The organism is Caenispirillum salinarum (assembly GCF_044803115.1).
Classification (GTDB): Bacteria; Pseudomonadota; Alphaproteobacteria; order Rhodospirillales; family Rhodospirillaceae; genus Caenispirillum; species Caenispirillum salinarum_A.
Genome location: NZ_CP085224.1, coordinates 1,223,065 through 1,249,342, shown reverse-complemented (window position 1 = coordinate 1,249,342; position 26,278 = coordinate 1,223,065). Strand labels below are relative to the sequence as shown.

The 26,278-nt window shown below is 73.9% G+C and carries 4 protein-coding genes (1 of these 4 cut by a window edge); all 4 read left to right on the top strand.

Annotation, left to right across the window (positions count from 1 at the left end):
* Tightly spaced (each overlapping or abutting the next), the 4 genes in view from LG334_RS05740 to LG334_RS05725 form a layout consistent with a single transcriptional unit that may run on beyond the window.
* On the top strand, window positions 1-1,601 hold the final stretch of the coding sequence (locus tag LG334_RS05740; protein WP_404384164.1) for an amino acid adenylation domain-containing protein. Its footprint begins 4,936 nt before the window's first position; only the last 1,601 of its 6,537 coding nucleotides appear in the window; its start codon lies off the left edge, out of view; it ends in the stop codon at window positions 1,599-1,601.
* Window positions 1,598-2,335, top strand: coding sequence for a thioesterase II family protein (locus LG334_RS05735; protein WP_404384162.1), 738 nt, complete (start codon window positions 1,598-1,600; stop codon window positions 2,333-2,335). Before LG334_RS05740 ends, LG334_RS05735 begins: the two co-directional genes overlap by 4 nt.
* Window positions 2,328-17,390: an amino acid adenylation domain-containing protein gene (locus LG334_RS05730; RefSeq protein ID WP_404384160.1), complete on the top strand. Its 15,063-nt coding sequence runs from the start codon at window positions 2,328-2,330 to the stop codon at window positions 17,388-17,390. Before LG334_RS05735 ends, LG334_RS05730 begins: the two co-directional genes overlap by 8 nt.
* Window positions 17,387-26,278 carry an amino acid adenylation domain-containing protein gene (locus tag LG334_RS05725; RefSeq protein ID WP_404384158.1) on the top strand — a complete coding sequence of 2,964 codons (8,892 nt, stop codon included), beginning with the start codon at window positions 17,387-17,389 and terminating at the stop codon, window positions 26,276-26,278. Before LG334_RS05730 ends, LG334_RS05725 begins: the two co-directional genes overlap by 4 nt.

The following is a 26,278-nucleotide window of genomic DNA, read 5'->3' as shown; positions in this document are numbered from 1 at the left end:
GCCCGTCGGAGACCCACGTCGTCACCGCCCACAGCCTTTCCGCAGCCGCCGGCACTCTGGAGCCGCACCCGCCCATCGGCCGCCCCGTCGCCAACGTCCGCGCCCATATCCTCGGCCCCGACGGCCGTCCGGCGCCCGTGGGGATGCCGGGCGAACTGGTGATCGGCGGCCTGGCGGTCGCGCGCGGCTACATCGGCGCGGCAAGCGGCGAGACGGCGGCGCGCTTCGTGCCCGAACCAGGCGGCGACGGCGGCCCCGCCTACCGCACCGGCGACCGCTGCCTCTGGCGCCCCGACGGAACCATAGAGTTCCTGGGCCGCGCCGATGATCAGGTGAAGATCCGCGGCCACCGCGTCGAGACCGGCGAGGTGGAAGCGGCCCTCGAAGCCCTGCCCGAGGTCGCCGCCGCCGCCGTGGTCGCGCGCGAGGTGGCGGGACAGGCGGAACTGGCGGCCTACGTCACCGCCGCCGGAACGGCTCCGGCTCCGACAAGCGTGCGGGCCGCCCTCGCCCGCCGCCTGCCCGGCCATATGGTGCCGGCCACCGTCACCGTGCTGGACGCCCTGCCGCTGACCGCCAGCGGCAAGCTCAACCGCCGCGCCCTGCCCGAACCGGCTCCCGCATTGGCCGAGGGTGCGGAGCCGCCGGCGACGGAGACCGAGGCCACCCTCATCGGCCTGTGGGAGACGGCGCTCGGGCGCTCCGGCTTCGGGGCGGAGGCGGAGTTCTTCGCGCTCGGCGGCAACAGCCTGCGGGCGGTGCAGCTGATCGTCCGCGTGCAGGAGGCGCTCGGCGTGGAAATGCCCCTGCTGGCCGTCTTCCAGAGCCCGCGCTTGCGCGATCAGGCGCGCTGGATCGACGAGCGCCGCGCCTATGCCGACCGCCACGAGGCCCGCGTCATGCTGGAGCTTTCGGGCGGCGAGGGCCGGCGGCTGTTCGCCCTGCCGCCGGTTCTGGGCTACGGCAGCGTCTTCGCCCCGCTGGCCCAGGCCGTCGGGCACCCGGTCGCGGCGCTGGACTTCATCGAGGCCGAGGACCCGCTACCCGCCTATGCCGCCGCGCTGGCCGAGGCCCAGCCCGACGGGCCGCTGCTGCTGTTCGGCTACTCCGGCGGCGGGAACCTGGGCTTCGAACTGACCAAGCACCTGGAGGCGCAGGGCCGCACCGTCGAGCGCCTGATCCTGCTGGACACCTTCCGGCTCGACCGCACCTACGACACCCCGGCGGACGAACGCCGCGAGGCCATCGAGCGGAACCTCGATTACTTCGCCGACCACATCCGCCGCGACGCCGAAACCCGCATGCTGGTCGACAACCCGGCCATCCGGTCCATGCTGGTCCGGCGCATGGATGCCTTCCTGCGCTGGCTGGACAGCGTGGACAACCGGGGCACCGTCGCCGCGCCCATCGACCTGATCGAGGCCACCGACCACACCGGCGACCCCCGCCGCGCCGCCTGGGAACAGGCCACCACCGGGCGCTTCACCCTGCACGCCGGCGCCGGGCCGCACGTGGACATGCTGCTGCCCGCTCACCTGGAGGCCAACGCCGCCGTGCTCCGCCGCATTCTGGAAACCGTCGCCGCCAAGGTGCCCTCGTGAACGCTCAAGCCCGCGCCACGCCGCGCCCGCCGCTGCGCCTCTACCTGCTGCCCTACGCGGGCGGCGGGGCCTCCATCTGGGCCGAGTTCCGCAAGGCCCTGCCGCCGGAAATAGAGGCCGTGCCGCTTCAGCCGCCCGGCCGCGAAATACGCGCCGGCGAAACACCGCTGACCGCGATCACAGATATGGCCGCCGACGTGCGCCGCCAGATGGACACGCCCGCGCCCGGCCGCCCCTACGCACTGATGGGCTACAGCATGGGCGCGCTGATCGCCTTCGAGCTGGCGCGCCTGCTGCGCGCCGAGGGGGCGCCCATGCCGGAAATGCTCATCCCCTGCGCCCACGTGGCGCCGCACCTGAAGTCCGACCGCCCGCGCATCTGGGATCAGCCCGACGACATCTTCCACCGCGAGGTCAGGGCGCTCGGCGGCACACCCGACGAGGTCTGGGACCACCCCGAACTGGTGGAGTTCCTCATGCCGCTGCTGCGCGCAGACTTCACCGCCTGTGACACCTACGCCCTGGCCGAGGACGCAGCCCTGGACCTGCCCTTCCTGGTGATCGGCGCCCACGGCGACGTCAACGTGCACCGCGACTGCCTGCTGGCATGGTCGCGCCACACCACCCGCCCGCTGGCGCAGCGCTCCGTGCCCGGCGGCCACTTCTTCCTGGCCGAGCAGCCCGCGCTGCTGGCCCGTATCGTCTCCGACGCCCTGGTTCCCGCTCATGCCTGACACCCGCCCTTCCGCCGACACCGCCCGCCTCGCCGACCAGGAATTCTGGAGCCTGCACCTGCGCGGGGTGGAGCCGCATCCGGCGCGCGACCGCCGCCGCGCCTCCGGCACGCGCGAGACTGCGCGGCTCGACCTGCCGGCGGACCTGGCGGACCGGCTGGAGGCGGTGACGGAGGGGGACGCGGCGGGCGTCTTCGCCCTGGCCGCGACGGCACTGGCCGTGGTGCTGCACAGCTGGGGCGCCCCGGCGGAAGCCGTCATCGCATCGGCCGCGCTGCACCTGGACGACGAGGACGAGGACGCTGAGGGGCCGGTCTTCCTGCGCCTGCCGCTGGAGGCCGACACCGCCCTGCGCGACCTCGCGGAGCAGGTGCAGGACGCCATGGACGAGGCCGCCGCCCACCAGCGCGCCGAGCCCGGCCCGTGGCTGGACCCGCTGCGCCCGGCCGTGGCCTGGATCGGCCTGCGCGTGCCGGGGCTGACCGCCGACGCCCCCTTCCTGGACACCATCGACGGCCTGCTGACGGTGGAGGACGGCGGCACCGCCGCCGCCTTCGCCCACGACACCGGCCTGTGGCCCCTGGCCCTTGCCCAACGCCTGCTCGCGCACTGGCGCACGGCGCTCACCCTGCTGCTGACCGACGGCGGCCGAATCTTGCGCGACGCCGACACGCTGGACGCCGCCGAGCGCCGGGCGGTGCTGGAGGACTTCAACGCCACCGCCCGGCCGATCCCGGCGGCCTCCGTCCCCGCCCTCTTCGCCGAGACCGCGCGCGCCCGGCCCGAGGCCGTGGCGGTGGCGGACGTGACCGGCGCGACGCTCACCTATGCGGAGCTGGATACCGCCTCTGACACGCTCGCGCGCGGGCTCGTGGCGCGGGGCGTGGCGCCCGGCGCGCTGGTGTGCGTGCTGGTGGAGCGCTCCTGCGCGCTGGTGACGGCCATGCTCGCCGTGCTGAAGGCGGGTGCCGCCTATGTGCCGCTGGACCCGGCCTGGCCTGTGGAGCGCCTGAAGCTGGTAGCCGAGGATGCCGGCGACGCGCTGATCCTGGCCGACCGCGCGGTGGACGGGCTGGAGGTCATCACCGCCGAGGAGCTGACCGGGAACGGCCCGGCCCTGCCCGCCGTGACGCCGGACGCGACGGCCTATGTGATGTATACCTCGGGCTCCACCGGGCGGCCCAAGGGTGTCGTCATTCCGCACCACGCCATCGTCCGGCTGGTGCGCGAGAGCGACTTCGTGGACTTCGGGCCGGACATGGTGACGCTCCAGGCCGGGTCGCCCGCCTTCGACGCCGCCACCTTCGAGATCTGGGGCCCGCTGCTGAACGGCGGAAAGGTGGTGCTGGCGCCCGTCGACCAACTCATGGACACGCCGACCTTCGGCCGCATCCTGGCCGACCACGGCGTCACCGCCATGTTCATGACGGCAAGCTGGTTCAACGCCGTGGTGGACGAGGACGCAACCGTTTTCGCGCCCCTCCGCCAGCTCATGGCCGGCGGCGAACGCCTGAGCCCGCGCCATGTGGCCGCCGTGCGCGCCGCCAATCCGGGGATCGAGGTCGTCAACGGCTACGGCCCGACGGAAAGCACCACGTTCACCTGCTGCCACCGCGTCACCGATGCCGACGCCGACGACGTGCCGCTCGGCCCGCCCATCGCCAACACCACCTGCACCATCGTGGACAACCTCGGCCGCCCCTGCCCCGTCGGCGTGCCGGGAGAGCTTCTGATCGGCGGGCTGGGCCTGGCGTCGGGCTACCACGCGCGGCCCGAGCTGACGGCAGAACGCTTCATCCCCGACCCGTTCCGCGACGGCGGCACCCTCTACCGCTCCGGCGACGTCTGCCGCTGGCGGGAGGACGGCGCGGTGGAATACATCGGCCGCCGCGACGATCAGGTGAAGCTGCGCGGCTTCCGCATCGAACTGGGCGAGATCGAGGCCCTGCTGACGGAAGACCCCGACGTGGCGCTGGCGACCTGCCTGGTGCGGGGCGACCGCCTGCTGGCCTGGATCGTCCCCGACGCCGCCGTCTCCGACGCGCAGGCCCTGGCCGATCGTCAGGCAGCACGCCTGGAAACACGCCTGCCCGCGCCCATGCGCCCCTCGGCCATCGTCCCCCTGCCGCGCCTGCCGCTGACCGCCAACGGCAAGGTCGACCGCGCCGCCCTGCCCGACCCGAAGGCCGCCGCCGGCCCGGTCACGCCGCCGCGCTCCCCCGCCGAAAAGGCCCTGGTCGCGCTGTTCGAGGAGTTCCTGGGCGCGTCCCCGCTGGGCATCGAGGCCGACTTCCTGGCGCTGGGCGGCCATTCGTTGAAGGCCGCCGCGCTGATCGCCAAGGCCCGCCGCGACCACGGCCTGGCCTTGAGCCTCGCCGACCTGTTCGCCGCCCGCACGCCGGAAGCCCTGGCCGCGCGCCTGGACGACACGGCCGCCACCGCCCCGCCGCCCGTCACGCCCCGCGACGCCGCCGGCGATCCGCCGCCGCTGTCGTTTGCCCAGGCGCGGCTGTGGGTGCTCGACCGGCTGGAGGGGCCGCGCGCCACCTACAACATGCCGGGCGCCCTGCGGCTCTCCGGCCCGCTGGATGACCAGGCGTTGCGCGCCGCCCTGACCGATCTGGTGGCCCGGCACGAGACGCTCCGCACCACCTTCGGCGACGAGCCGGTGCAGTTGATCCAGCCGCCGGCGCCCGTGGCGCTGGAGGTGATCGACTGCGCCCTTGCGGACCTTGAGGCCGAGGCCGCCGCCCACGCCGCCCGGCCCTTCGACTTGTCCGCCGGAGAGGCACCCTTCCGCGCCGTGCTGCTGCGCGCGAGCCCGACGGAGCATGTGCTTGTCGTCGTCCTGCACCACATCTGCGGCGACGGCTGGTCGGTCGGCGTGCTGGTGCGCGAGCTTGGCGCGCTCTATGACGCCCACGCCGCCGGCACGGCCGCCGCGCTTCCGCCGCTGCCCGTCTCCTACGCCGACTATGCGGTCTGGCAGCGCGACTGGCTGGCGGAAGGCGAGATGGACCGCCAGCTTGCCTGGTGGCGGGATGCCCTGGCCGGGGCGCCCGCGCTGTCAGGTCCGCCGACGGATCACGCCCGCCCCGCGACCTTCTCCGGCCGGGGCGCGGCGCATCGCTTCCGCCTGTCGCGCGGCGGGCTCTCCGCCCTTGCCCGCGAGACCGGCGCCACATCCGCCATGGTGCTTCTGGCCGCCTGGGCGGCGCTGGTCGGACGGCTGGGCCGGCTGGACGAGGTGGTGATCGGCACCCCCGTCGCCAGCCGCCCGGAAGGGACCGAGGGGCTGGTGGGCTTCCTGGTCAACATGCTGCCCATCCGCGTCGACCTGTCCGACGACCCCGACATCCGCACGCTGGTCGGGCGGGTGCGCGCGGCCATGCTCGCCGCCATGGCCTATCAGGACCTGCCGTTCGAGAAGCTGGTGGACGCGCTCGCGCCCGAACGCGACCTGAGCCACGCCCCCGTCTTCCAGGTGGTCTTCGCCCACGACGTGCTGTCGACGGAAACCCCGCTCGGCCTGCCGGGGCTGGCGGGCGGGGCGCTGGAACTGCCCGTCCATACGTCCAAGTACGACGTAACGCTGGACGTGCGGGAAACCGCCGGCGGCCTTGACGCCGCCCTGGAATACGCCACCGACCTGTTCGACCCCGCCACCATCGCCCGCATGGCGACCATGCTGGGCCGGGTGCTGGACACCTTCGCCGAGGCCCCGGCCACCGCCCTGTCGCGCATTCCGCTGCTCGACCGGGTGGAGGAAAAGGCGCTGATCATGGAAGGTGCGGCCGCGGCGGACGCCCCCGCCGACGCCACCCTCGGCGCCCTGTTCGCCGCGCAGGCCGCGCGCCGGCCGGATGCGGTGGCCGTCACCAGCGAGGGCGAACGGCTGACCTATGCCGAGCTGGACGCCCGCGCCAACCGCCTCGCCCGCCGACTGATCGCCGACGGGGTCGGCCCGGAAACCCGCGTCGCGCTGTGCCTGGACCGGTCGCCGGACATGATCGCCGCCGTGCTGGCGGTGGTGAAGGCCGGCGGCGCCTATGTGCCGCTGGACCCGGCCTATCCCGCCGACCGCATCCGCTACACCGTGGAGGACTGCGGCGCGGCCGTCGTCCTCACCCACGCCCCAGCCGCCCATGCGCTGGACGGGATCGACGGCCTGACGCGCATCCTGGCCGACGCGCCGGGCCTGGCGGACGAGGACGCGAGCCCGCTGCCTGAGCGCGCCACGCCCGACGGGCTGCTCTATGTCATCTATACCTCCGGCTCCACCGGGCGGCCCAAGGGCGTGGAGATCACCCACGCCAACGTCGCCCGCCTGTTCTCCGCCACCGACCATTGGTTCGGCTTCGATGAGCGCGACGTGTGGACGCTGTTCCACTCCTACGCCTTCGATTTCTCGGTGTGGGAGATGTGGGGCGCGCTGCTGCACGGCGGGCGCCTGGTGGTGGTGCCGTGGATGACCAGCCGCGCCCCCGATGCCTTCCACGCCCTGGTGCGCGACGAGAAGGTCACGGTGCTGAACCAGACCCCGTCGGCCTTCCGCCCCTTCATTCAGGCGGACGCGGCGGCGGGCGGGGCGTTGTCCCTGCGGCTGGTGATCTTCGGCGGCGAGGCGCTGGAGCTGAACGCGCTCAAGCCCTGGTTCGACCGCCACGGCGACGAGACGCCGCTGCTGGTCAACATGTACGGCATCACGGAAACCACCGTGCACGTCACCTACCGCCCCATCCGCCGGGCGGACCTCGCGCACGGTGCAAGCGTCATCGGCCGGCCCATCCCGGACCTGTCGCTGCACGTGCTGGACGCCCACCTGCGGCCCGTGCCCGTCGGCGTGCCGGGGGAATTGTGCGTCGGCGGCGCCGGCCTCGCGCGCGGCTATCTGGGGCGGCAGGCGCTGACGGCGGAACGCTTCGTGCCCGACCCGTTCACCGGGCAGGGCCGCCTCTACCGTTCCGGCGACCTGGCGCGGCGGATGGCGGATGGCGACATCGAATACCTGGGCCGCATCGACCATCAGGTGAAGGTGCGCGGCTTCCGCATCGAACTGGGCGAGATCGAGGCCGCGCTCACCGCCCAGCCCGACGTGCGCGAGGCCGTGGTGCTGGTGCGCGAGGCGGGCGGGGTGAAGAGTCTCGCCGCCTGGATCGTGGCACCCGGCTGTGATGTGGCCGACCTGCGCCGCCGCCTGGGGACCCGCCTGCCGGACTACATGGTGCCGGCCGCCATTGTAGCCCTGGATGCCCTGCCGCTCACCCCGAACGGCAAGCTCGACCGCCGCGCCCTGCCCGAGCCCGAGGCCGACACCGCCGCCTACGCCACCCCGCGCGGGCCGGAGGAAACGGTTCTGGCCGAGGCGTTCGCGGAAGTTCTGGAAGTGGAGCGTGTCGGCCGCGACGACGGGTTCTTCGCGCGCGGCGGCGATTCCATCCGCGCCATCCAGGTCATCACCAAGGCCCGCGCCAAGGGCCTGGAGATCGAACTGGCGACGCTGTTCCGCCACCCCACGCCCGCCGGCCTCGCCGCCGCCATCGGCGCCGCGCCGGCTCCGGCAGCGCCGGTGGAGGTTCTGGACGACCGCCGCTATCCCATGACCGCCCTACAGGCCGGCATGGTGTTCCACGCGCAGATGGACCGCGACGGCGCCGTCTACCACGACGTCTTTTCCGCCGACCTGCGGTGCCCCTTCGACGCGGACGCCCTGGACGCCGCCGTGCAGTCGGCCTGTGCGCGCCACCCCGTCCTGCGCACCGCCTTCCCGGCCGAGGGCGGCGTGCAGGTGGTGGCGGAGCCGGGCACGGTCCGCGTGCCCGTGGTGGTGGAGGACATCTCCGCCCTCTCGGGGCCGGAGCAGGACGCGGCGGTGCTCGCCGCCATGGAGGCCGACAAGGCGCGCCCCTTCGATCTGTCGCAGGCGCCGCTGTGGCGGGTGACGGCGCACAGGCGCGGGGCGGACCGCATCTCGCTGACGGTCGGTTTCCACCACGCCATCCTGGACGGCTGGAGCTTCGCGACGCTGCTGACGGAAGTGCTGGGCGAGATGCTGGGCACCGCCCCGCCGCCGGCCCCTCGCGCCTCCATGGCCCGCTTCGTGGCGCTGGAGCAGGCGGCCGTCGCCGATCCCGCCAGCCTGGACCACTGGCGCGCGACGCTGGAGGACGCCACCGCCACCACGCTGCCGGCCTCGGGCGACCCGACCGCCCCCGGCGCCGCCCGCCTGGACGTGCCGTTGGAGCCGGCGTTCGTCGCAGAACTGGAACGGGCGGCCGAGGCCGCCGGGGCGCCGCTCAAGACCCTGCTGCTGACCGCGCACGCCGTCGCCATGGGCTTGTGGGGCGGCACCTGCGACGTGGTCACCGGCATGGTCGCCAACGGCCGGCCCGAGGAGGCGGACGGCGAGCGCGCGCTGGGCCTGTTCCTCAACACCCTGCCGCTGCGGCTGGACACCTCGGGCGGGACATGGCTGGACCTGATCCGCCGCACCCACGCCGCGGAACAGGCCGCCCTGCCCTTCCGCCGTCACCCGCTGGCCGACATCCAGCAGCGCGCGGCGAACGGCGCGACGCTCATCCACAGTGCCTTCAACTATGTCCACTTCCACGTCTACGGCGCGGTGCTGGACGAAGGCGAGGCCCTTCAGGTGGACACGGTGCGCCACTGGGAGCGCACGGGCCTGCCCCTGACGACCACCTTCGCCCGCTCCCCGCGCGACGGCGGCCTGTCGCTGTCCCTGGGCTACGAGACGGCGGCGCTGTCGAAGGAAACGGTGGAGGATATCGCCGAGACCTATGGCCGCATCCTCTCGCGCATGGCCAAGGCGCCGGGCGAGGAGACGGCGGGCGCCGTGCTGATCCCAAGCATGGACAGAGCCAACCTCAACCAGATGAATAATCTCGTGTTCGGCTACGGGGCAGCTTCCACCGACACGCTTCTGACACTGGTGGAGGCGCAGGCCGCGTCGCTGGGCGATGCCATGGCGGTGGAGGATGCGCTGACGTGGCGCGCGCTCGACCGCCACGCCAACGCGCTCGCCCACCGCCTGCGGGCGCTGGGGGTGGCGCGGGATAGCGTGGTGGGCGTCTGCCTGCCGCCCTCGCCCATCCTGCCCGTCGCGCTGCTCGCGGTGCTGAAGGCCGGCGGCGCGTGGCTGCCGCTCGACCCCGACCACCCACCGGCCCGCCGGGCGGCGCTTCTGAAGGATGCCGGCGCGCTGGCCGTCATCGGCGACGGCGCGGGCGACCTGCCCGTCATCGCCGCCGAGGCCGTCCTGGCGGAGAAGGCCGACGACCGGCCCGAGGTGGGCACCGATCCCGAGGCGCTGGCCTACGTCATCTATACCTCGGGCTCAACGGGGCGGCCGAAGGGTGTCATGGTGCCGCATCGGGCGATCGTGAACACGCTCGCCGCCTACCATGCGCTGACGCCCGAGGACCGCGTCAGCCTGACCACGCGCCCGACCTTCGACGTCTCGGTGCTGGAAATCTTCTCCGCCCTGACCAGGGGCGCACGGCTCTACCTGCCCGACGCCGAGACCATCCGCGACCCCGCCGCCCATGCCGCCTATCTGTCCGAACACGGCATTACGTGCACGTACCTGCATCCGGCCCTGGTGGGGCCGGTGGGCGCCGCGCTGGGCGAGAGCAGCCTGCGCAAGCTGCTGATCGGCGTGGAGGCCATCCGCTGGCGCGACATCGCCTGGGCACGCGAGGCCAGGATCACCGTGCTGAACGGCTACGGCCCGACGGAAACGGCCGTCTGCTGCACCCTGCACCGGGTCGGGAGCCGGTGGGACACGCCCGACGACCCCGACGCCATCCTGCCCATCGGCCAGCCCCTGCCGGGGATGCGCGCTTACGTGGTCGACGCCGCAATGCGTCCCGTGCCGCTCGGCGCGCCCGGTGAGCTGGTGGTCGCCGGTCCCGGCGTCGCGCGCGGCTACATCGGCGATCACGCGGCGGAGGCCGGGCGCTTCATCGACGACCCCGACCAATGGCCGGGCGTCCGTGCCTACCGCACCGGCGACCGGGTCCGTTGGCGCGGGGGCTTCCTCGGCGTGCTGGAGTTCCTGGGCCGCGCCGACCATCAGGTGAAGATCCGCGGCCACCGCGTGGAACCGGCGGAAGTCGCCGCCGCGCTGTCCGCCCTGGCCGGCGTGCGCGAGGCCCATGTGCTGGCCCTGTCCGACGCCGCCGGGGCGCCCGCGCTGGTGGGCTATGCCGCCGCGCCGGGCGCTGATCCCGAAGCCTTGGCCGAAGCCCTGCGCGCCCGCCTGCCGGCCTACATGATCCCGTCGACCATCCTGGTGCTCGACGCCCTGCCGCGCACCGCCAACGGTAAAGTGGACACAAGCGCCCTGCCGCCGCCGGCGTGGCGCGAAGCCGTTTACGAACCGCCGGCCGGCCCCGCCGAAACCGCCGTCGCCGACGCCTTCGCCGCCGTGCTGGGGCGGGAGCGCGTCGGCCGCCACGACGATTTCTTCGCGCTGGGCGGCCATTCCCTGCTGGCGACCCGCGTCGCCGCCCGCCTGCGCGATGCGATGGGCCTCGACCTGCCGCTGAAGGCGCTGTTCGAGGCGCCGACGCCGCGCCTCCTGGCCGCCCGGCTGTCGGGTGGCGGCGTGGCGCGGGACGGGCTGCCGCCGCTGGTCAAACGGCTGGAGGCCGGCTTCGCGCCGCTCTCCTTCGCCCAGAGCCGCCTGTGGTTCCTGGACCAGATGGAAGGCGCATCCGCCGTCTACAACATGCCGCTGGCGCTGGAACTTTCCGGCACCCTGGACGCCCGCGCGCTGGGCGATGCGCTGACCGACGTGCTCAGCCGGCACGAGGCCCTGCGCACGGCCATCGTGGTGGGAGAGGACGCCCGCGCGCCGGTGCAGGATGTCCGTCCCGCCGACCCGCTGCGGCTGGAGGTGGAGGACATCACCGCCGCCGCCCTGGACGCCGTCGCCGCCGCGGAGGCCGCGCGGCCCTTCGACCTGTCCGCCGCGCCGATGCTGCGCGCCCGTCTGCTGCGGCTGGCCGACGACCGGCATGTGCTGCTGCTCACCCTCCACCACATCGCCGCCGACGGCTGGTCGCTGGGGGTGCTGGTGCGCGACCTGGGCGAGTGCTACGCCGCCCGCCTGGAAAACCGTGCCGCCGCGCTGCCGGCCCTGCCGGTGCAGTACGGCGACTATGCGGCCTGGCAGCGCTCCGCCCTGACGGCCACCGTCCTGGACGCCCAGGTGGAGTACTGGCGCGAGGCTTTGAAGGGCGCGCTGCCGCTGCTGCCCCTGCCCACTGACCATCCCCGCCCGGCCGTCCAGACCTTCCGGGGCCGCACCGAGGAACGGCCGCTGCCGCCGGCCGCCGTCGCCGCCGCGCAAACCCTGGCAGAGCAGACCGGCGCCACGCCCTTCATGGTGCACCTGGCGGCCTTCTCCATCCTGCTCGCGCGGCTGTCGGGAGAGGTCGACGTGGTGGTGGGCACACCCGTCGCCAATCGCGGCCGGACGGAGGTGGAGGACCTGATCGGCTTCTTCGTCAACACCCTGCCCCTGCGGGTGACGCTGGACGAGGCCGAGAGCGTGGAGTCTCTGGTCGCGCGGGTGAAGGACACGGCGCTGGGCGCCTTCGCCAACCAGGACGTGCCCTTCGAGCAACTGGTGGAGGCGCTCAAGCCCGAGCGGTCGCTCGCCCACGCGCCGCTGTTCCAGGTGCTGTTCGTCATGCAGACGCAGGAGATCGCGCCCCTGGACCTGCCGGGCCTGACCGCGCGCCCGCTGCCGCAGGACATCACCACGGCCAAGTTCGACCTGACCCTGTCCTTGCGCGAGGACGAGACCGGCGCCCTGGTCGCCGCCTGGGAGTACAACGCCGACCTGTTCGAGGCCGAGACCATCCGCCGCCTCGCCGCCCTGCACGCCGCCGTCCTGACAGCCGCCGGCACCGCACCAGAGGCCCGCGCGCTGTCCCTGCCGCCGGTCTCCGACATACAGGCGGCGGCGGCGCTGGTCAAAGGCATGGGCGTCGACCTTCCGTTGTCGGATGCGGACACCCTCGCCCACATGGTCGCCCGCGCCGCCGATCGCACGCCGCACGCCGTGGCGGTGGAGATGGACGGCAAAAGCCTCACCTACGCCGAGCTGGCCGACCGCGCCGCCCGGCTGGCCGGGGTTCTGGCCGCGCGGGGCGTCGGGCGGGATGCCCTGGTGGGCCTCTGCCTGCCGCGCGGGCTGGACCAGGTGACGGCCGTTCTGGCCGCGCTGTGGGCGGGCGCCGGCTACATGCCGCTCGACCCCGCCTATCCCGCCGACCGCCTCGCCTTCATGGTGGAGGACAGCGGCGCCGCCGTGCTGCTGACCACGCGCGCCCTGCGCGACCGCCTGCCCGCCACCGGCGCGCCCGTCCTCTGCCTGGACGACCCCTGGCCCGATGCCGCCCCCGGCGCCCTGCCGGACGGCGGGCCGGACCGGCTGGGCTATGTGCTCTACACCTCGGGCTCCACCGGCACGCCCAAGGGCGTCGTCATGGGGCAGCGGGCGCTGGTCAACCTGATCCGCTGGCAGCTGACAGATGCTCGCGACCCGGCCGCCCGCACGCTGCAATACGCCGCGCTGTCCTTCGACGTCTCCTTCCAGGAGATGCTGTCGACACTGGCCGGCGGCGGAACCCTGGTGCTGGTGGACGAGGACACCCGCCGCGACCCCGACGCCCTGTTGCGCGTGCTGGGTGAGACGGGCGTGCAGCGCCTCTTCCTGCCCTTCGTCGCCCTCAACGCGCTGGCCGAGGCCGCCGCCCGCACCGGCCGCATTCCGGCCGCCCTGTCGGAGGTTGTGACGGCCGGCGAGCAGTTGGTGTGCTCCGACGCCGTGAAGGGCTTCTTCAAAGCCCTGCCGGACGCGGTGCTGGTCAACCAGTATGGCCCGACGGAAACCCATGTCGTCACCGCCTACACGCTGGCCGGAGACCCCGATGGCTGGCCCCTGCTGCCGCCCATCGGGGCGGCCGTCGCCAACGTTCAGGTCAGCTTGCGCGCGCCCGACCTGGCGCTGGTGCCGCCGGACCTGCCGGGGGAGTTGTGCGTCGCCGGCACTGCTCTGGCCCAGGGCTACCACAGCCGCCCCGACCTGACGGCGGAGCGCTTCGTCACCGCGCCCGACGGCACCCGCCTCTACCGCACCGGCGACCTGGCGCGCTGGCGCAACGACGGGACGCTCGCCTATCTCGGCCGCGCCGACGCACAGGTGAAAATCCGCGGCCACCGCATCGAGCCCGGCGAGGTGGAGGCCGCGCTTTCCGCTCATCCGTCGGTGCGCGAGGCCGTGGTCATCGCGCGCGAGGACCGGCCGGGCGACAAGACCCTGGTCGCCTACGTCACCGGTGCGGATGCGCCCGTGGCGGCGTTGAAGGACTGGCTGCGCGACCGCCTGCCGCCCTTCATGGTGCCCTCGGCCATCGTGGCGCTGGAGGCCCTGCCGCGCACGCCATCCGGCAAGGCCGACCGCCGCGCCCTGCCGGCGCCCGACATGGCGACGGAGGAAACCGCTCACGCCGCCGCCGTCACGCCGACGGAAGACATTCTCGCCGGCATCTGGGCGGATGTGCTGGGGCGTGACCGGGTGGGCCGCGAGGACGCCTTCTTCGACCTGGGCGGCCATTCCCTGCTGGCGACCCGCGTCACCGCCCGCCTGCGCGACCTGTTCGGGGTGGAAGTGCCGGTGCGGGCCGTTTTCGAGGCGCCGGTGTTGAAGGATCTCGCCCGCCGGGTCGATGGCTTGCGCGCCGAGGCCCTGGACGCGAACGCGCCGCCGCTGGTCCCCGCCGATCGCGACACCGCCTGTCCGCCGCCGCTGTCGCCGGCGCAGCTGCGGCTGTGGTTCCTGGCGCAGCTTGAGGGGCCGTCGTCCACCTACTCCATGCCGCTGGCGCTGCGGCTCAAGGGCGCGCTCGACCGCGCGGCCCTGCAAGCGGCGCTAGATGGTCTGGTGGCGCGGCACGAGCCCCTGCGCACACGCTTTCCCGAGGTGGCGGGCGCGGCCGTGCAGATCATCGACCCGCCCGCATCCCTGCCGCTGCCGGTGGAGGACGTGGCAAAGGAGGCTCTGGACGAGGCGCTGGCCGCCGAGGCCGCAAAGCCCTTCGACCTGGCCGCCGGACCGGTGATCCGGGCGCGGCTGCTGCGGCTGGCGGACGACGACCATGTGCTGATGCTCACCCTGCATCACATCGTCTGCGACGGCTGGTCGCTGGCGGTGATGACCGACGAGATCGACGCCCTCTACACCGCCGCCCATGCCGGACGGACCGCCGCCCTGCCGCCGCTCGCCGTCCAGTACGCCGACTTCGCCGTCTGGCAGCGATCCTGGCTGGAAGGTGGCGAGGCCGCGCGGCAACTGGCGTGGTGGAAACAGGCGCTGGCCGGCGCGCCGCCGCTGCTCGCCCTCCCCACCGACCGCCCCCGCCCGCCGCGCCAGAGCTATCGCGGCGAGACGGTGCGCTTCCGCCTGCCCGCCGACCTGCGGGCGCGGGTGGTGGCCGTGGCGCGGGCCGAGGGCGCGACGCTGTTCATGGCCCTGCACGCGGCGTTTGCCGCCGTGCTCTCGCGCTGGGCGGGGGAGACGGACGTGGTCATCGGCACCCCCGTCGCCAACCGCACCCGCAGCGCGCTGGAGCCGCTGGTGGGCTTCTTCGTCAACAGCCTGGCGCTGCGGCTGGACACCTCCGGCGGCATCGGCTTCCGGGCGCTGCTCGGCCGGGCGCGGGAGGCGGCACTGGGCGCCTACGCCCACCAGGACGTGCCGTTCGAGCAACTGGTGGAGGCGGTCAACCCGGAACGCTCGCTGGCCCACGCGCCGCTGTTCCAGGTGATGCTGATGGTGCAGACCGCCGGCCCCGGGCCGCTGCACCTGCCCGGCGTGACCGCGACACCGGTGGAGCGCCCGTCGGGCACCGCCAAGTTCGACCTGACCCTGGCACTCGCCGACGACGATGCGTGCGCCGACGGCACCATGGCCGGCGAGATCGAATACGCCGCCGACCTGTTCGACGCCGCCACCATGGAGCGTCTGGCCGCCCACGTCCTGGCGCTGCTGGACGTCGCCACCGCCGCGCCCGACCAGCCGGTGGACGCCGTGCCGCTGCTCACGCCCGCCGACCGCGACACGCTGGCGGCCTGGGAGCACGGCAAGGCCCTGCCGGTGGTGCCTGAGACCCTGCACGGGCTGGTGACGGCCCAGGCCCTGCGCACGCCGGAGGCTCCCGCGCTGGTGACCGACGACGGCGCGAGGCTCAGCTACGCCGCGCTGAACCGCCGCGCCAACCAGTGGGCGTACGCGCTGATTGCCGCCGGTGCCGGGCCGGAGCGGTTCGTCGCGCTGTGCGTGCGGCGGAGCCCCGAGGCCGTCGCCGCCCTGCTCGGCATCCTGAAGGCGGGTGCCGCCTATGTGCCGCTCGACCCGGAGTACCCCGTGGACCGCCTGGCCTTCATGCTGGAGGACAGCAAGGCCGCCGTGATCGTGACGGAAACCGCGCTCAAGGACCGCCTGCCCAAGACGGACGCGCCGGTGGTGCTGCTGGACGCCGATGAGCGCGTTGACCGGATGCCGGAGATTCCGCTGTTCGGTGACGTCACGCCCGACATGCCGTGCTACGCCATCTACACCTCGGGCTCCACCGGCAGGCCCAAGGGGGCGGTGAACACCCATGCCGGCGTGGCGCACTTCATCGCCTGGGCGCAGGACGCCTTCGCGGCCAAGCTCGGCGACGTGGTGATGCACAAGACGCCGCTCACCTTCGATGCCTCCATTCTGGAACTGCTGTGGCCGCTGACGGCCGGCGCCCGCGTGGTGCTGGCCGCCCCCGACGGACACCGCGACCCGGCCTATCTGGTCAGGCTCGCGCGCGAGGCCGGGGTGACGGTGATGTACTTCGTCCCCTCCATGCTGGGCGTGTTCGCGGAAGAACCGGGGCTGGAGGACCTGACAAGCGTCCGCAGCATCGTCTGCGGCGGCGAGCAGATGCCCGCCGCCCTGCCGCGCGCCCTGTTCGCGCGGATGCCGGACGTGGCCCTGTTCAACAGCTACGGCCCCTCGGAAACTTCCATCGGCGTGACGGGGTACGAGGTCCCGCGCGAGGACATCCCCGCCGTCATTCCCATCGGCCGCCCGACCGCCAACGTGCGCGCCTGCGTACTCGACGCCCGGCTTGCGCCGGTGCCGCCGGGCGTGGCCGGGGAGTTGTGCATCGGCGGCCCGCAGGTCGGCCCCGGCTACCTGGACCGGCCGGACCTGACGGCGGCGGCCTTCGTACCCGACCCGGAAGACCCGTCGCGCACCCTCTACCGCACCGGCGACCGCGTGCGCTGGTGCGGCGACGGCACGCTGGAGTTCCTGGGCCGCCTGGACCACCAGGTGAAGATCCGGGGCCTGCGCGTGGAGTTGGGCGAGATCGAGGCCGCCCTGCGCGACCTGCCCGGCGTTCGCGAGGCCGCCGTGCTGGAGCGGTCGGGCGCCCTGGTCGCCTACGTGGCCGGCGGGCCGGAGCGGGCCGACATGATCGCCGCCCTCTCGCGCCGCCTGCCCGACCACATGGTGCCGCGCGTGATCGTGGCGCTCGGCGCCCTGCCGCTCATGCCGAACGGCAAGCTCGACCGCCGCGCCCTCCCCGAGCCGGACGCCACCGCGCTGGGAACCGGGGAGAAGGTGGCGCCCGAAGGCCCGGCGCAGGAGACCATCGCCGGCCTCTGGCGCGATCTGCTGGAGGTCGACGACGTGGGCGCGACGGACGACTTCTTCGCGCTCGGCGGCCACTCGCTGCTCGCCATGCGGCTGGTGGCGCGCATCCGCGATGCGCTGGGGGTGGAACTGCCCGTGCGCGCGGTGTTCGAGCATCCCACCGTCGCCGGGCTGGCGGCGGCGCTGGAGACCGCCGCGCCCGCCGCCGCCACCGCGCCGCCGCCGGTGCTGAAGGCCGCCGCCCCCGACAATCTTGACGACCTGGACCTGGACGGCCTGTCCGACGAGGAGGTGGAACGCCTTCTCGCCGAGCTTGAGGACGATGACGCATGAGTGACGCTGCCCCCGCCCCTTCTGCCGCCGACAAGCGCGCCCTGCTGGCCGAAAAACTCAAGCGTCGCAAGGCCGAGGGCAAGCGCGTGCCGCTGTCCTTCGCGCAGGAACGGCTGTGGGTGCTCGACCGGCTGGAGGGAGAGGCCGCCACCTACAACATGCCCGCCGTCCTGGACCTGCGGGGGGCGCTGGACACACGCGCCCTCGCCGCCGCCCTGACCGAGATCACCCGCCGGCACGAGGTGCTGCGCGGCCGGTTCAAGAGCGTCGACGGCGAGGCCCGGCACGTCATCCTTCCGGCCTCCGACGTCCCCCTGCCGGTCACCGAGGCCGCCGACGAGGCGAAGGCCGAAGCGCTCGCCCGCGCCGAGGCCGCCGCCCCCTTCGACCTGGAGCGCGACCCGCCGCTGCGCGCCCGCCTGCTGCGGCTGGCGGCGGACCGGCACTGGCTGATGGTCACCCTGCACCACATCGCCGGCGACGGCTGGTCGACGGGCGTTCTGGTGCATGAGCTGTCGGCCCTCTACACCGCCTTCCGCGAGAGGCGGGAAAGTCCGCTGCCGCCGCTGGCCCTGCAATACGCCGACGCCGCCCAATGGCAGCGCGAGTGGCTGTCGGGCGAGACGCTGGCCGGGGAGATCAACTGGTGGCGGACGGCGCTGGCGGGCGCCCCGGCGCTGACGGCGCTCCCCACCGACCACCCGCGCCCGCCGGTGCAGAGCTTCAAGGGCGCGGCGCTGCCGCTCACCATTCCCGCCGAAGTGCGCGCGGGCATCGAGGCACTGGCGAAGGCCGAGGGCGCGACGCCCTTCATGGTGCTGCTGGCTGCCTGGGCCGCCGTTCTGGCGCGCTACGGCGCGGCGGAAGAGGTCTGCGTCGGCACCCCCGTGGCCGGGCGGCCTCGGGCGGAGTTGGAGCCGCTGATCGGGTGCTTCGTCAACACGCTGGTCCTGCGCTGCCCCGGCGGCGGCGCAAACGATTTCCGCGCGCAGCTGAAGGCGGTGAAGGCCATGGCGCTGGACGCCTTCGCCCACCAGGACCTGCCGTTCGAGAAGCTGGTGGACGCCCTGGACCTGGAAAGGTCCCTGAGCCACAGCCCGCTGTTCCAGGTGATGTTCGTGTTGCAGAACACGCCGCAAAAGCCCCTGGACCTGCCCGGCCTGACGCTGGAACCCCGCGCCTTCGACACCGGCACGGCCAAGTTCGACCTGACCCTGGCGCTGGCGGAGGACGCGGCCACCGGCGGCTATGCCGGCAGCCTGGAATACGCCACCGACCTGTTCACGGCGGAAACGGCGCGGCGCCTGGCGGCGCACGTCGTCACCCTGCTGACGGCGGCCGTCGCGGACCCCGACGCACCCGTCGCCCGCCTGCCGCTCATGCCCGAGGCCGAGCGCGCGCTGGTGCTGGAGGGCTGGAACGATACCGCCGCCCCCTGGCCGAGCGACCGGACGCTGCCCGACCTGCTGGCCGAAGCGGCCGCGCGCGTTCCCGATGCAGAAGCCGTGGTGTCCGACCACGGGACGCTCACCTATGACGCCCTGCACCGACGCGCCGCGCGGCTGGCGCATCGGCTGCGGGCGCTGGGCGTGGCGGAGGAAACGCGCGTCGGCGTCTGCCTGCCGCGCACGCCCGACCTGATCGTCGCGCTGTTGGCGATCCACATGGCCGGCGGCGCCTATGTGCCGCTGGACCCGGCCTATCCCGCCGGGCGCGTGGCGCTGATGCTGGAGGATTCCGCCGCGCCCGTGGTGGTGACGACGGACGCGCTTGGCAACGGCCTGCTCAAGGACACTCCGGCGACGCTGCTGCGCCTGGACACCGAAGACCTTTCCGCCATGCCCGAGACCCCGCCGCCGGCGCTGGCTCGGCCGGAAAGCCTCGCCTATGTGCTCTACACCTCGGGCTCCACCGGGCGGCCCAAGGGCGTGGCGATCGAGCATCGGGCGGCGGTGTGCTTCGTCGCCTGGGCGCTGGAGACCTTCGGCCCGGACAAGCTTTCGGCGGTGCTGGGGGCGACGTCCATCTGCTTCGACCTGTCGGTGTTCGAGATCTTCGCCACGCTGGCCGCCGGCGGCACCTTGTTCCTGGCCGACGATGCCCTGCACCTGCCGACCCTGAAGGCCCGTGACCGGGTGAAGCTGGTCAACACCGTGCCGTCCGCCGTCGCCGCCCTGCTGGCCGACGGCGGCGGGCTGCCCGCCTCGGTGGAGGTGGTGAACCTGGCCGGCGAGCCCCTGCCCCGCAGCCTCGCTACCGCCCTGTACGATGCCGGCGTGGCAGAGGTCTACGACCTCTACGGTCCGTCGGAGGACACCACCTATTCCACCTTCGAGATGGTCCCGCGCAAAGGCCCCGTGACCATCGGCCGTCCGCTCGCCAACACGCGGGCCTATGTGCTGGACGCGCTCTGCCAGCCGGTGCCCGTGGGCGTGCCGGGGGAGCTGTATCTGGCCTCCGACAGCCTGGCGCGCGGCTACCACGGGCGCGAGGACCTGACGGTGGAGCGGTTCCTGCCCTGCCCCTTCGGCGCGGGCGGACGCATGTACCGCACCGGGGACCTGGTGCGCTGGCGCGGGGACGGGCGGCTGGATTACCTGGGGCGCCTGGACCATCAGGTGAAGGTGCGCGGCTTCCGCATCGAACTGGGTGAGATCGAGGAATCCCTGCGCACCCATGCCGACGTGGCCGAAACCGTCGTCACCGCGCCGGAGACCGCCACCGGCGGGCGGCGGCTGGTGGCCTATGTGGCAGGGCCGGCGGTGCCCGATGCGGCCGCGCTTCGTGCCCATCTGGCCCGCACCCTCCCCGACCACATGATCCCCGGCGTCTTCGTGACGCTCCCCCGCCTGCCGCAGACGCCCAACGGCAAGGTCGATCGCAAGGCCCTGCCGGAGCCCGACGCCGAGACCGCGCCCCCGCCCGCCGAGGCCCGCGCCCCGCGCACCGAAGCGGAGCGGGCGCTGGCGGCCATCTGGGCAGAGGTGCTGGACCGTCCCGCCGTGGGCGTGACGGACAACTTCTTCGAGCTGGGCGGCGATTCCATCCTGTCGCTGCGCATCGTCGCCAAGGCGCGGACGGCGGGGCTGACGCTGACGCCGCGCCAGGTCTTCCAGCACCAGACCATCGCCGAACTGGCCGCCGCCGCCTCCACCACCGCCGCGCCGGACACCACGCACGCGGCGGGTGACGGTGCCGTGCCGGTAACACCCATCCAGCGCTGGCTGCTGGACCGGCCGGGGCCGCTCGGGCACTTCAACCAGTCGATGCTTCTCAGCCTGCCGACGGACACCGCCCCCGATCACCTCGGCCGCCTGCTGGCAGGGCTGGTGGACCATCACGACGCCCTGCGCCTGGGTTTCCGCAAGACGGCCGAGGGCTGGACCCAGGCCCATCACCCGGCGCCGGAGACGGTGGCCGTTCAGGTGGCGGAGACGGACGACATCGCCGCCGAGGCCATCCGCGCCAAGGTGTTCGCGGACCTGGACGCGCCGCCGCTCTTGCGCGCCGTGTGGTTCCCGTCCTCCGGCCGGCTGCTGCTGACCATCCATCATTTGGTGGTGGATGCGGTGTCGTGGCGCGTGCTGCTGGAGGATTTCGCGACCCTGCTGACCGGCGGCGCGCTGCCGCCGCGCACCGCCTCCTTCCAGGCCTGGGCCAAGGCGCTGACAGCGTTGGATGCCTCGGCGGAGTTGGCGTATTGGACGCAGGCGCTGGAGGCCGTCGCGCCCCTGCCGCTGGAGGGACCGGCGGAGGGGCCGACGGTGGTGACGGACGCGACATTCGACGGGTTCCTGCCGCCGTCGGCCCGCGTGCCGGACCTGCTGCTGACGGCGCTCGGCCGGGTGCTGGGGCGGCGGCTTTCCTGCGAGGCCGTCACGGTGGCCGTGGAAGGCCATGGCCGCGATGCCGCGCCGGCCGAGGCGCTGGACGTCTCCCGCACCGTGGGGTGGTTCACCAGCCTCTACCCGCTGCGGCTGCCCGCCGATCCCGCCGCCGCGCCGGTGGACGCGCTGAAGGCCGTCGCCCAGGCCGCACGCTCCGTGCCCGGCGCCGGGGCGGGCTTCGGCCTGTTGCGCGAGCGGCTGACGGGGCCGGAGCCGGACGTGCTGGTCAACTACCTGGGCCGGCTGGACGGCGCCCTGCCGCCGGGTGCGCCCTTCGCCCTGGCCGACGACGACCACGGCCCCGACCGCGCGCCCGACATGCACCGCCCGCACGCGCTGGAACTGGACGCGGCGGTGGTCGGCGGCACGCTTCGCCTGCGCTTCACGCACCAGCCGTCGGCCCTGTCGGTGGCGACGGTGGAGGCCCTGGCGGCCGAGGTGGTGGCGGACCTGCGCGCGCTGGCCGAGGCCGCGACGGGCGCCGACCTGACAATCCCCGCCGACCTGCCGCTGGCGGGCCTGGACCAGCCGGCGCTGGACGCCCTGACGGCCCGCTTCGGGCGCCTCGCCGATGCCTGGCCGCTCACCCCCATGCAGGCGGGCATGGCCTATGAAACGGAACTGGCGGAGGCCGGCGGCGTCTACGTCCAGCAGTCGGTGCTGACGCTGTCCAACCTGGACCCCGCCGCCTTCCGCCGCGCGTGGGAGGCCCTGGTGGAGCGCCACCCCATCCTGCGCGGGGCCGTGGTGACCGAGGGCGTGACCCGACCGCTCATGGTGGTGCCGCGCAGCACGGCCCTGCCGTGGCGGGTGGAGGACTGGCGCGCCCGCACGGCCGCCGAGCAGGCCCAGGCGCTCGACCGCCTCCAGGCCGCCGACCGCGCCGCCGGGTTCGACCTGGCGCACCCGCCGCTGATGCACTGCGTCCTGGTGCGGCTGGAGGACGACCGCTGGACCTTCCTGGTCAGCCGCCATCACGTCATTCTGGACGGCTGGTCGCTGCCCGTCCTGCTGGCCGAGGTCGCCGCCGATTATGCGGCCATCCGCGCCGGCGGCCCAACGGCGCCCGCGCCCGCCACGACGTTCCGCGACCATGCCGCGCGCATGGCGGCGCGGAATCCGGCGGCGGATGAAACCTTCTGGCGCGACACCCTCAAGAGCCTGCCGAGCCCCACCCCCCTGCCCTGGGCGGAGCCGGAAGGCGGCCGGGGCGCCGGGGAGTCGGTCCTGCGTCTGTCCCGCGACGCCTCGGCGGCGCTGGCGGCCCTGGCGCGGCGGCTGCGGGTGACGCCCTCGGTGCTCGTCCAGGGCGCCTGGGCGCTGCTGCTGGCGCGGCACGCGGGGACGGACGACGTGGTCTACGGCCTCACCGTTTCCGGCCGGCCGGCGGACCTGCCCGGCGTGGACCGCATGGTGGGCCTGTTCATCAACACCCTGCCCCTGCGCGTGGCCGTGGACGAGGACATGACGCTCGCCGCCTGGCTCACCGCCTTGCGCGATGCCGCACAGGCGGCGGAGGAACACGGGCAGGTGGCGCTGTCCGACCTTCAGGCCTGGGCGGGGCATCCCGGCCGGGCGCTGTTCGAGAGCGTGGTGGTGTTCGAGAATTACCCCGACACCACCACCGTCAACACCGACAACGGGTTGCGCGTGGAGTCCGCGACCACGGCGGAGGAAACAAACCTGCCGCTCACGCTGGCCGTGGTGCCGGGCGAGGCCATGGCGCTGCATCTGGCCTGGCGGCGCGATCGCTTCGACGCCGCCACCGCCGACCGCCTGCTGGCGCAGATGGACACGCTGCTGGCCGCCTTCGCCGCCGCCGACGGCTCCGAGCCGCTGGCCGCCCTGCCCCTGCTGCCCGACGTGGAATGCGCCGCGCTGGACGGCTGGGCCGTGGGTCCGCATACACCCGCACCGGCGGCCACGGTGCTGGAGATGATCGGCCGCTGGACGACGGAAACACCCGACGCGCCCGCCCTGCGATGGTGGGACGGCGGCGCCATGTCCTTCGCCGAGTTGGACGCCCGCGCCCGCGCGCTGGCGGCGGTGTTGCGGGCGCGGGGCGTCGGCCGGGAAGCGCGCGCCGGCCTGCTGCTCGACCGCTGCCCGGAGATGCCCGTGGCCCTGCTGGCGGTGCTGATGTCCGGCGGGGCCTATGTGCCGCTCGACCCGGCCTATCCCGCCGATCGGCTGGCCTACATGGTCGCCGACAGCGGCGCGGACCTGGTGCTGACGCGCGACGGCCTGGCCGACCGTGTGCCCGAGGGGGCGGCGGCGCTGTGCGTCGACCGGCCGCTCCATCCCGCGTCCGGCGCCGCCGCGCTGCCGGCCCCGGCGACGGAGGATCTGGCCTATGTGATCTATACCTCCGGCTCCACCGGGCGGCCCAAGGGTGTGGCCGTGCCGCACGGGGGCCTCGCGCATTACCTGGACTGGGCGGTGGACTACTACCGCATCGCCGAGGGCAACGGCGCGCCGCTGTCCTCATCGCTCTCCTTCGACGCGACCATCACGGCGCTGCTCGGGCCACTGGCCGCCGGGCGGCCGGTGACGCTGGTGCCGCCGGGGGACGAGATCGAGGGCCTGGCCGCCCTGCTGGCGGACCATCCGCGCTTCAGCCTGCTCAAGATCACGCCGGCGCACCTGGACGTGCTCACCCGCCTGCTGCCCCGCGACCGCCTGGCCGACGCAGCCCACGCCCTGGTCATCGGCGGCGAGGCCCTGACGGCCGCAACCTGCGCGCCCTGGCTTGAGGCCGCGCCCGCCGTGCGGCTGATCAACGAATACGGCCCGACGGAAACGGTGGTCGGCTGCTGCATCCACGAGGCGCAGGCAGCCGACGGCCCCGCCATCCCCATCGGCCGCCCCATCGCGCGCACGACGCTGCGCGTGCTGGACTCCCGCCTGCGCCCCGTGCCCATCGGCGCAGCCGGCGAACTGTTCATCGGCGGATCGGGGGTTGCGCGCGGATACCTGGGGCGCGACGACCTGACGGCGGAACGCTTCATCGCCGACCCGTATGGCCCGGACGGTGCCCGCCTTTACCGCACCGGCGACCTCTGCCGCGTGCGGCCCGACGGGGTGCTGGAATACCTGGGCCGCACCGATCACCAGGTGAAGGTGCGCGGCTTCCGCATCGAGTTGGGCGAGGTCGAGGCCGCCCTGCGCGCCCTGCCGACCGTGGCCGATGCCGCCTGTCTGGCGCAGGACGATCCCGCCGGCGACGGCAAGCGGCTGGTGGCCTGGGTCACCGGCGGCGCGGAGCCGGCGGCCTTGCGCGACGGCCTGGCGACGGTGCTGCCGGCGCACATGATCCCGGCGGTCTTCGTGCCGCTGGAGGCCCTGCCGCTGACCACCAACGGCAAGGTCGACCGAAGCGCCCTGCCCGCGCCCGAGGCCACCGCGCCCGCCGCCGCCACCGCGCCGGAGGCTCCGGCGGACGCGACGGAGGCAAAGCTGGCGGGGCTGTGGGCGGAGGTGCTGGGCGTGCCTGGCGTCGGGCGGTCGGACGGCTTCCATGCGCTGGGCGGCCATTCGCTGAAGGCCGTGCAACTGGCTTCACGCATCCGCGCGGCGTTCGGCGTGTCGATGCCGCTGAAGGAGCTTCTCGCCCGCGCCACCGTCGCCGAGCAGGCGGCGTGGCTGACGGCCGCCGCGCCTGCGTCCTCCGACACGGGTCTGCCAGCCGCGCCCGCTGCGGAGCACTATCCGCTCTCCCACGCCCAGCGGCGGCTGTGGCTGGTGGGCGAGATGGAAGGGCCGTCGGCGCGCTACACCATGCCCGGCGCCTACCTCTTCGCCCCCGGCACGGACCCCGACCGCCTGCGCGCCGCTCTCAAGGCCCTGTTCGACCGCCATGCCGCGCTGCGGACCCGCTTCATCCGAACCGACGGGGAGCCGCGCCAGATCGTCGAGCCGCACGCCTCGACCATCCCGGAAGCCGTTCCCGCGACGGAGGACGAGGCCCGCGCCGAGGCCGCCCGCATGGCCGCCGAGCCCTTCGACCTCGCCCGCGACCGGCTGACGCGCGTGCGCCTCTTCACCCTGCCCGACGGCCGGGTGCTGCTGGCCTTCATGCTGCACCACATCCTGGGCGACGGCTGGTCCATGCAGGTGCTGCACGAGGACCTTGAAGCCCTGTATTCCGGCCGCCCGCTGCCGCCGCTGCCCCGCGCCTACATCGACTACGCGGTGTGGGAGTCGTCCCACGGCTACGCGGCGGATGAGCGCTGGTGGCTGGAACGGCTGGGCACCGCGCCGGGGCTCGTCCGCCTCCCCTTCGACTTTCCGGAGACAGAGGACTCCGCCATCACCGGCGGGGTGGAGTCGGTGCGCCTGGACCCGGCCGCCTCCACCCTCTTGCGCAAGGCGGCGGCGGACCGGGGGATGACGGTCTCAACCGTGGCGCTCGGCGTCTTCCTGGTCTTCCTCAACCGCCTGACGGAGCAGGAGGATTTGGCCGTCGCCATGTCGGTCGCCAACCGCCCGCTGCCGGAGCTGGAGCCCATGGTGGGCTTCTTCGTCAACGCCATGGTGCTGCGCATGACCGTGGACCCCGACGGCGACTTCAACAGCCTGCTGAACGCCCTTGACGCCGAGGTGACGGCGGCGCTGGACCACCAGTCCTATCCCTTCGACATGCTGGTGGAGCGCCTGAACCCACCCCGGCGCGGCGGCCGGCAGCCGCTGTTCAACGTCAACTACGCCTACCAGGCCTTCGCCGACATGCGTATCCGGGACGACGGCGCAAGGCCGGCGGCTTCGGCCATGACGGGGGAACTGGCGCTGGAGGCGACCACGGCCAAGTTCGACCTGACCCTGTTCGTTGTGGACAAGGCGGGGCCGGCGGGCGATCAGATTCAGCTTTCGTTCGAATACGCCGCCGACCTGTTCCGCCGCGAGACCATCGCCGGCTGGCTGGGCGGCCTGGCCGGCTTCTGCGAGGCCGTGGCCCAGGGGCTGAACGAAGAGGCTGCGCCGGAGGCCGAACCGGCGCAGTAG

Bases quoted from the DNA above. Each gene is read 5' to 3' on its own strand.
- LG334_RS05730 (WP_404384160.1), top strand. From the start codon at position 2,328: ATGCCTGACACCCGCCCTTCCGCCGACACCGCCCGCCTCGCCGACCAG.
- LG334_RS05725 (WP_404384158.1), top strand. From the start codon at position 17,387: ATGAGTGACGCTGCCCCCGCCCCTTCTGCCGCCGACAAGCGCGCCCTG.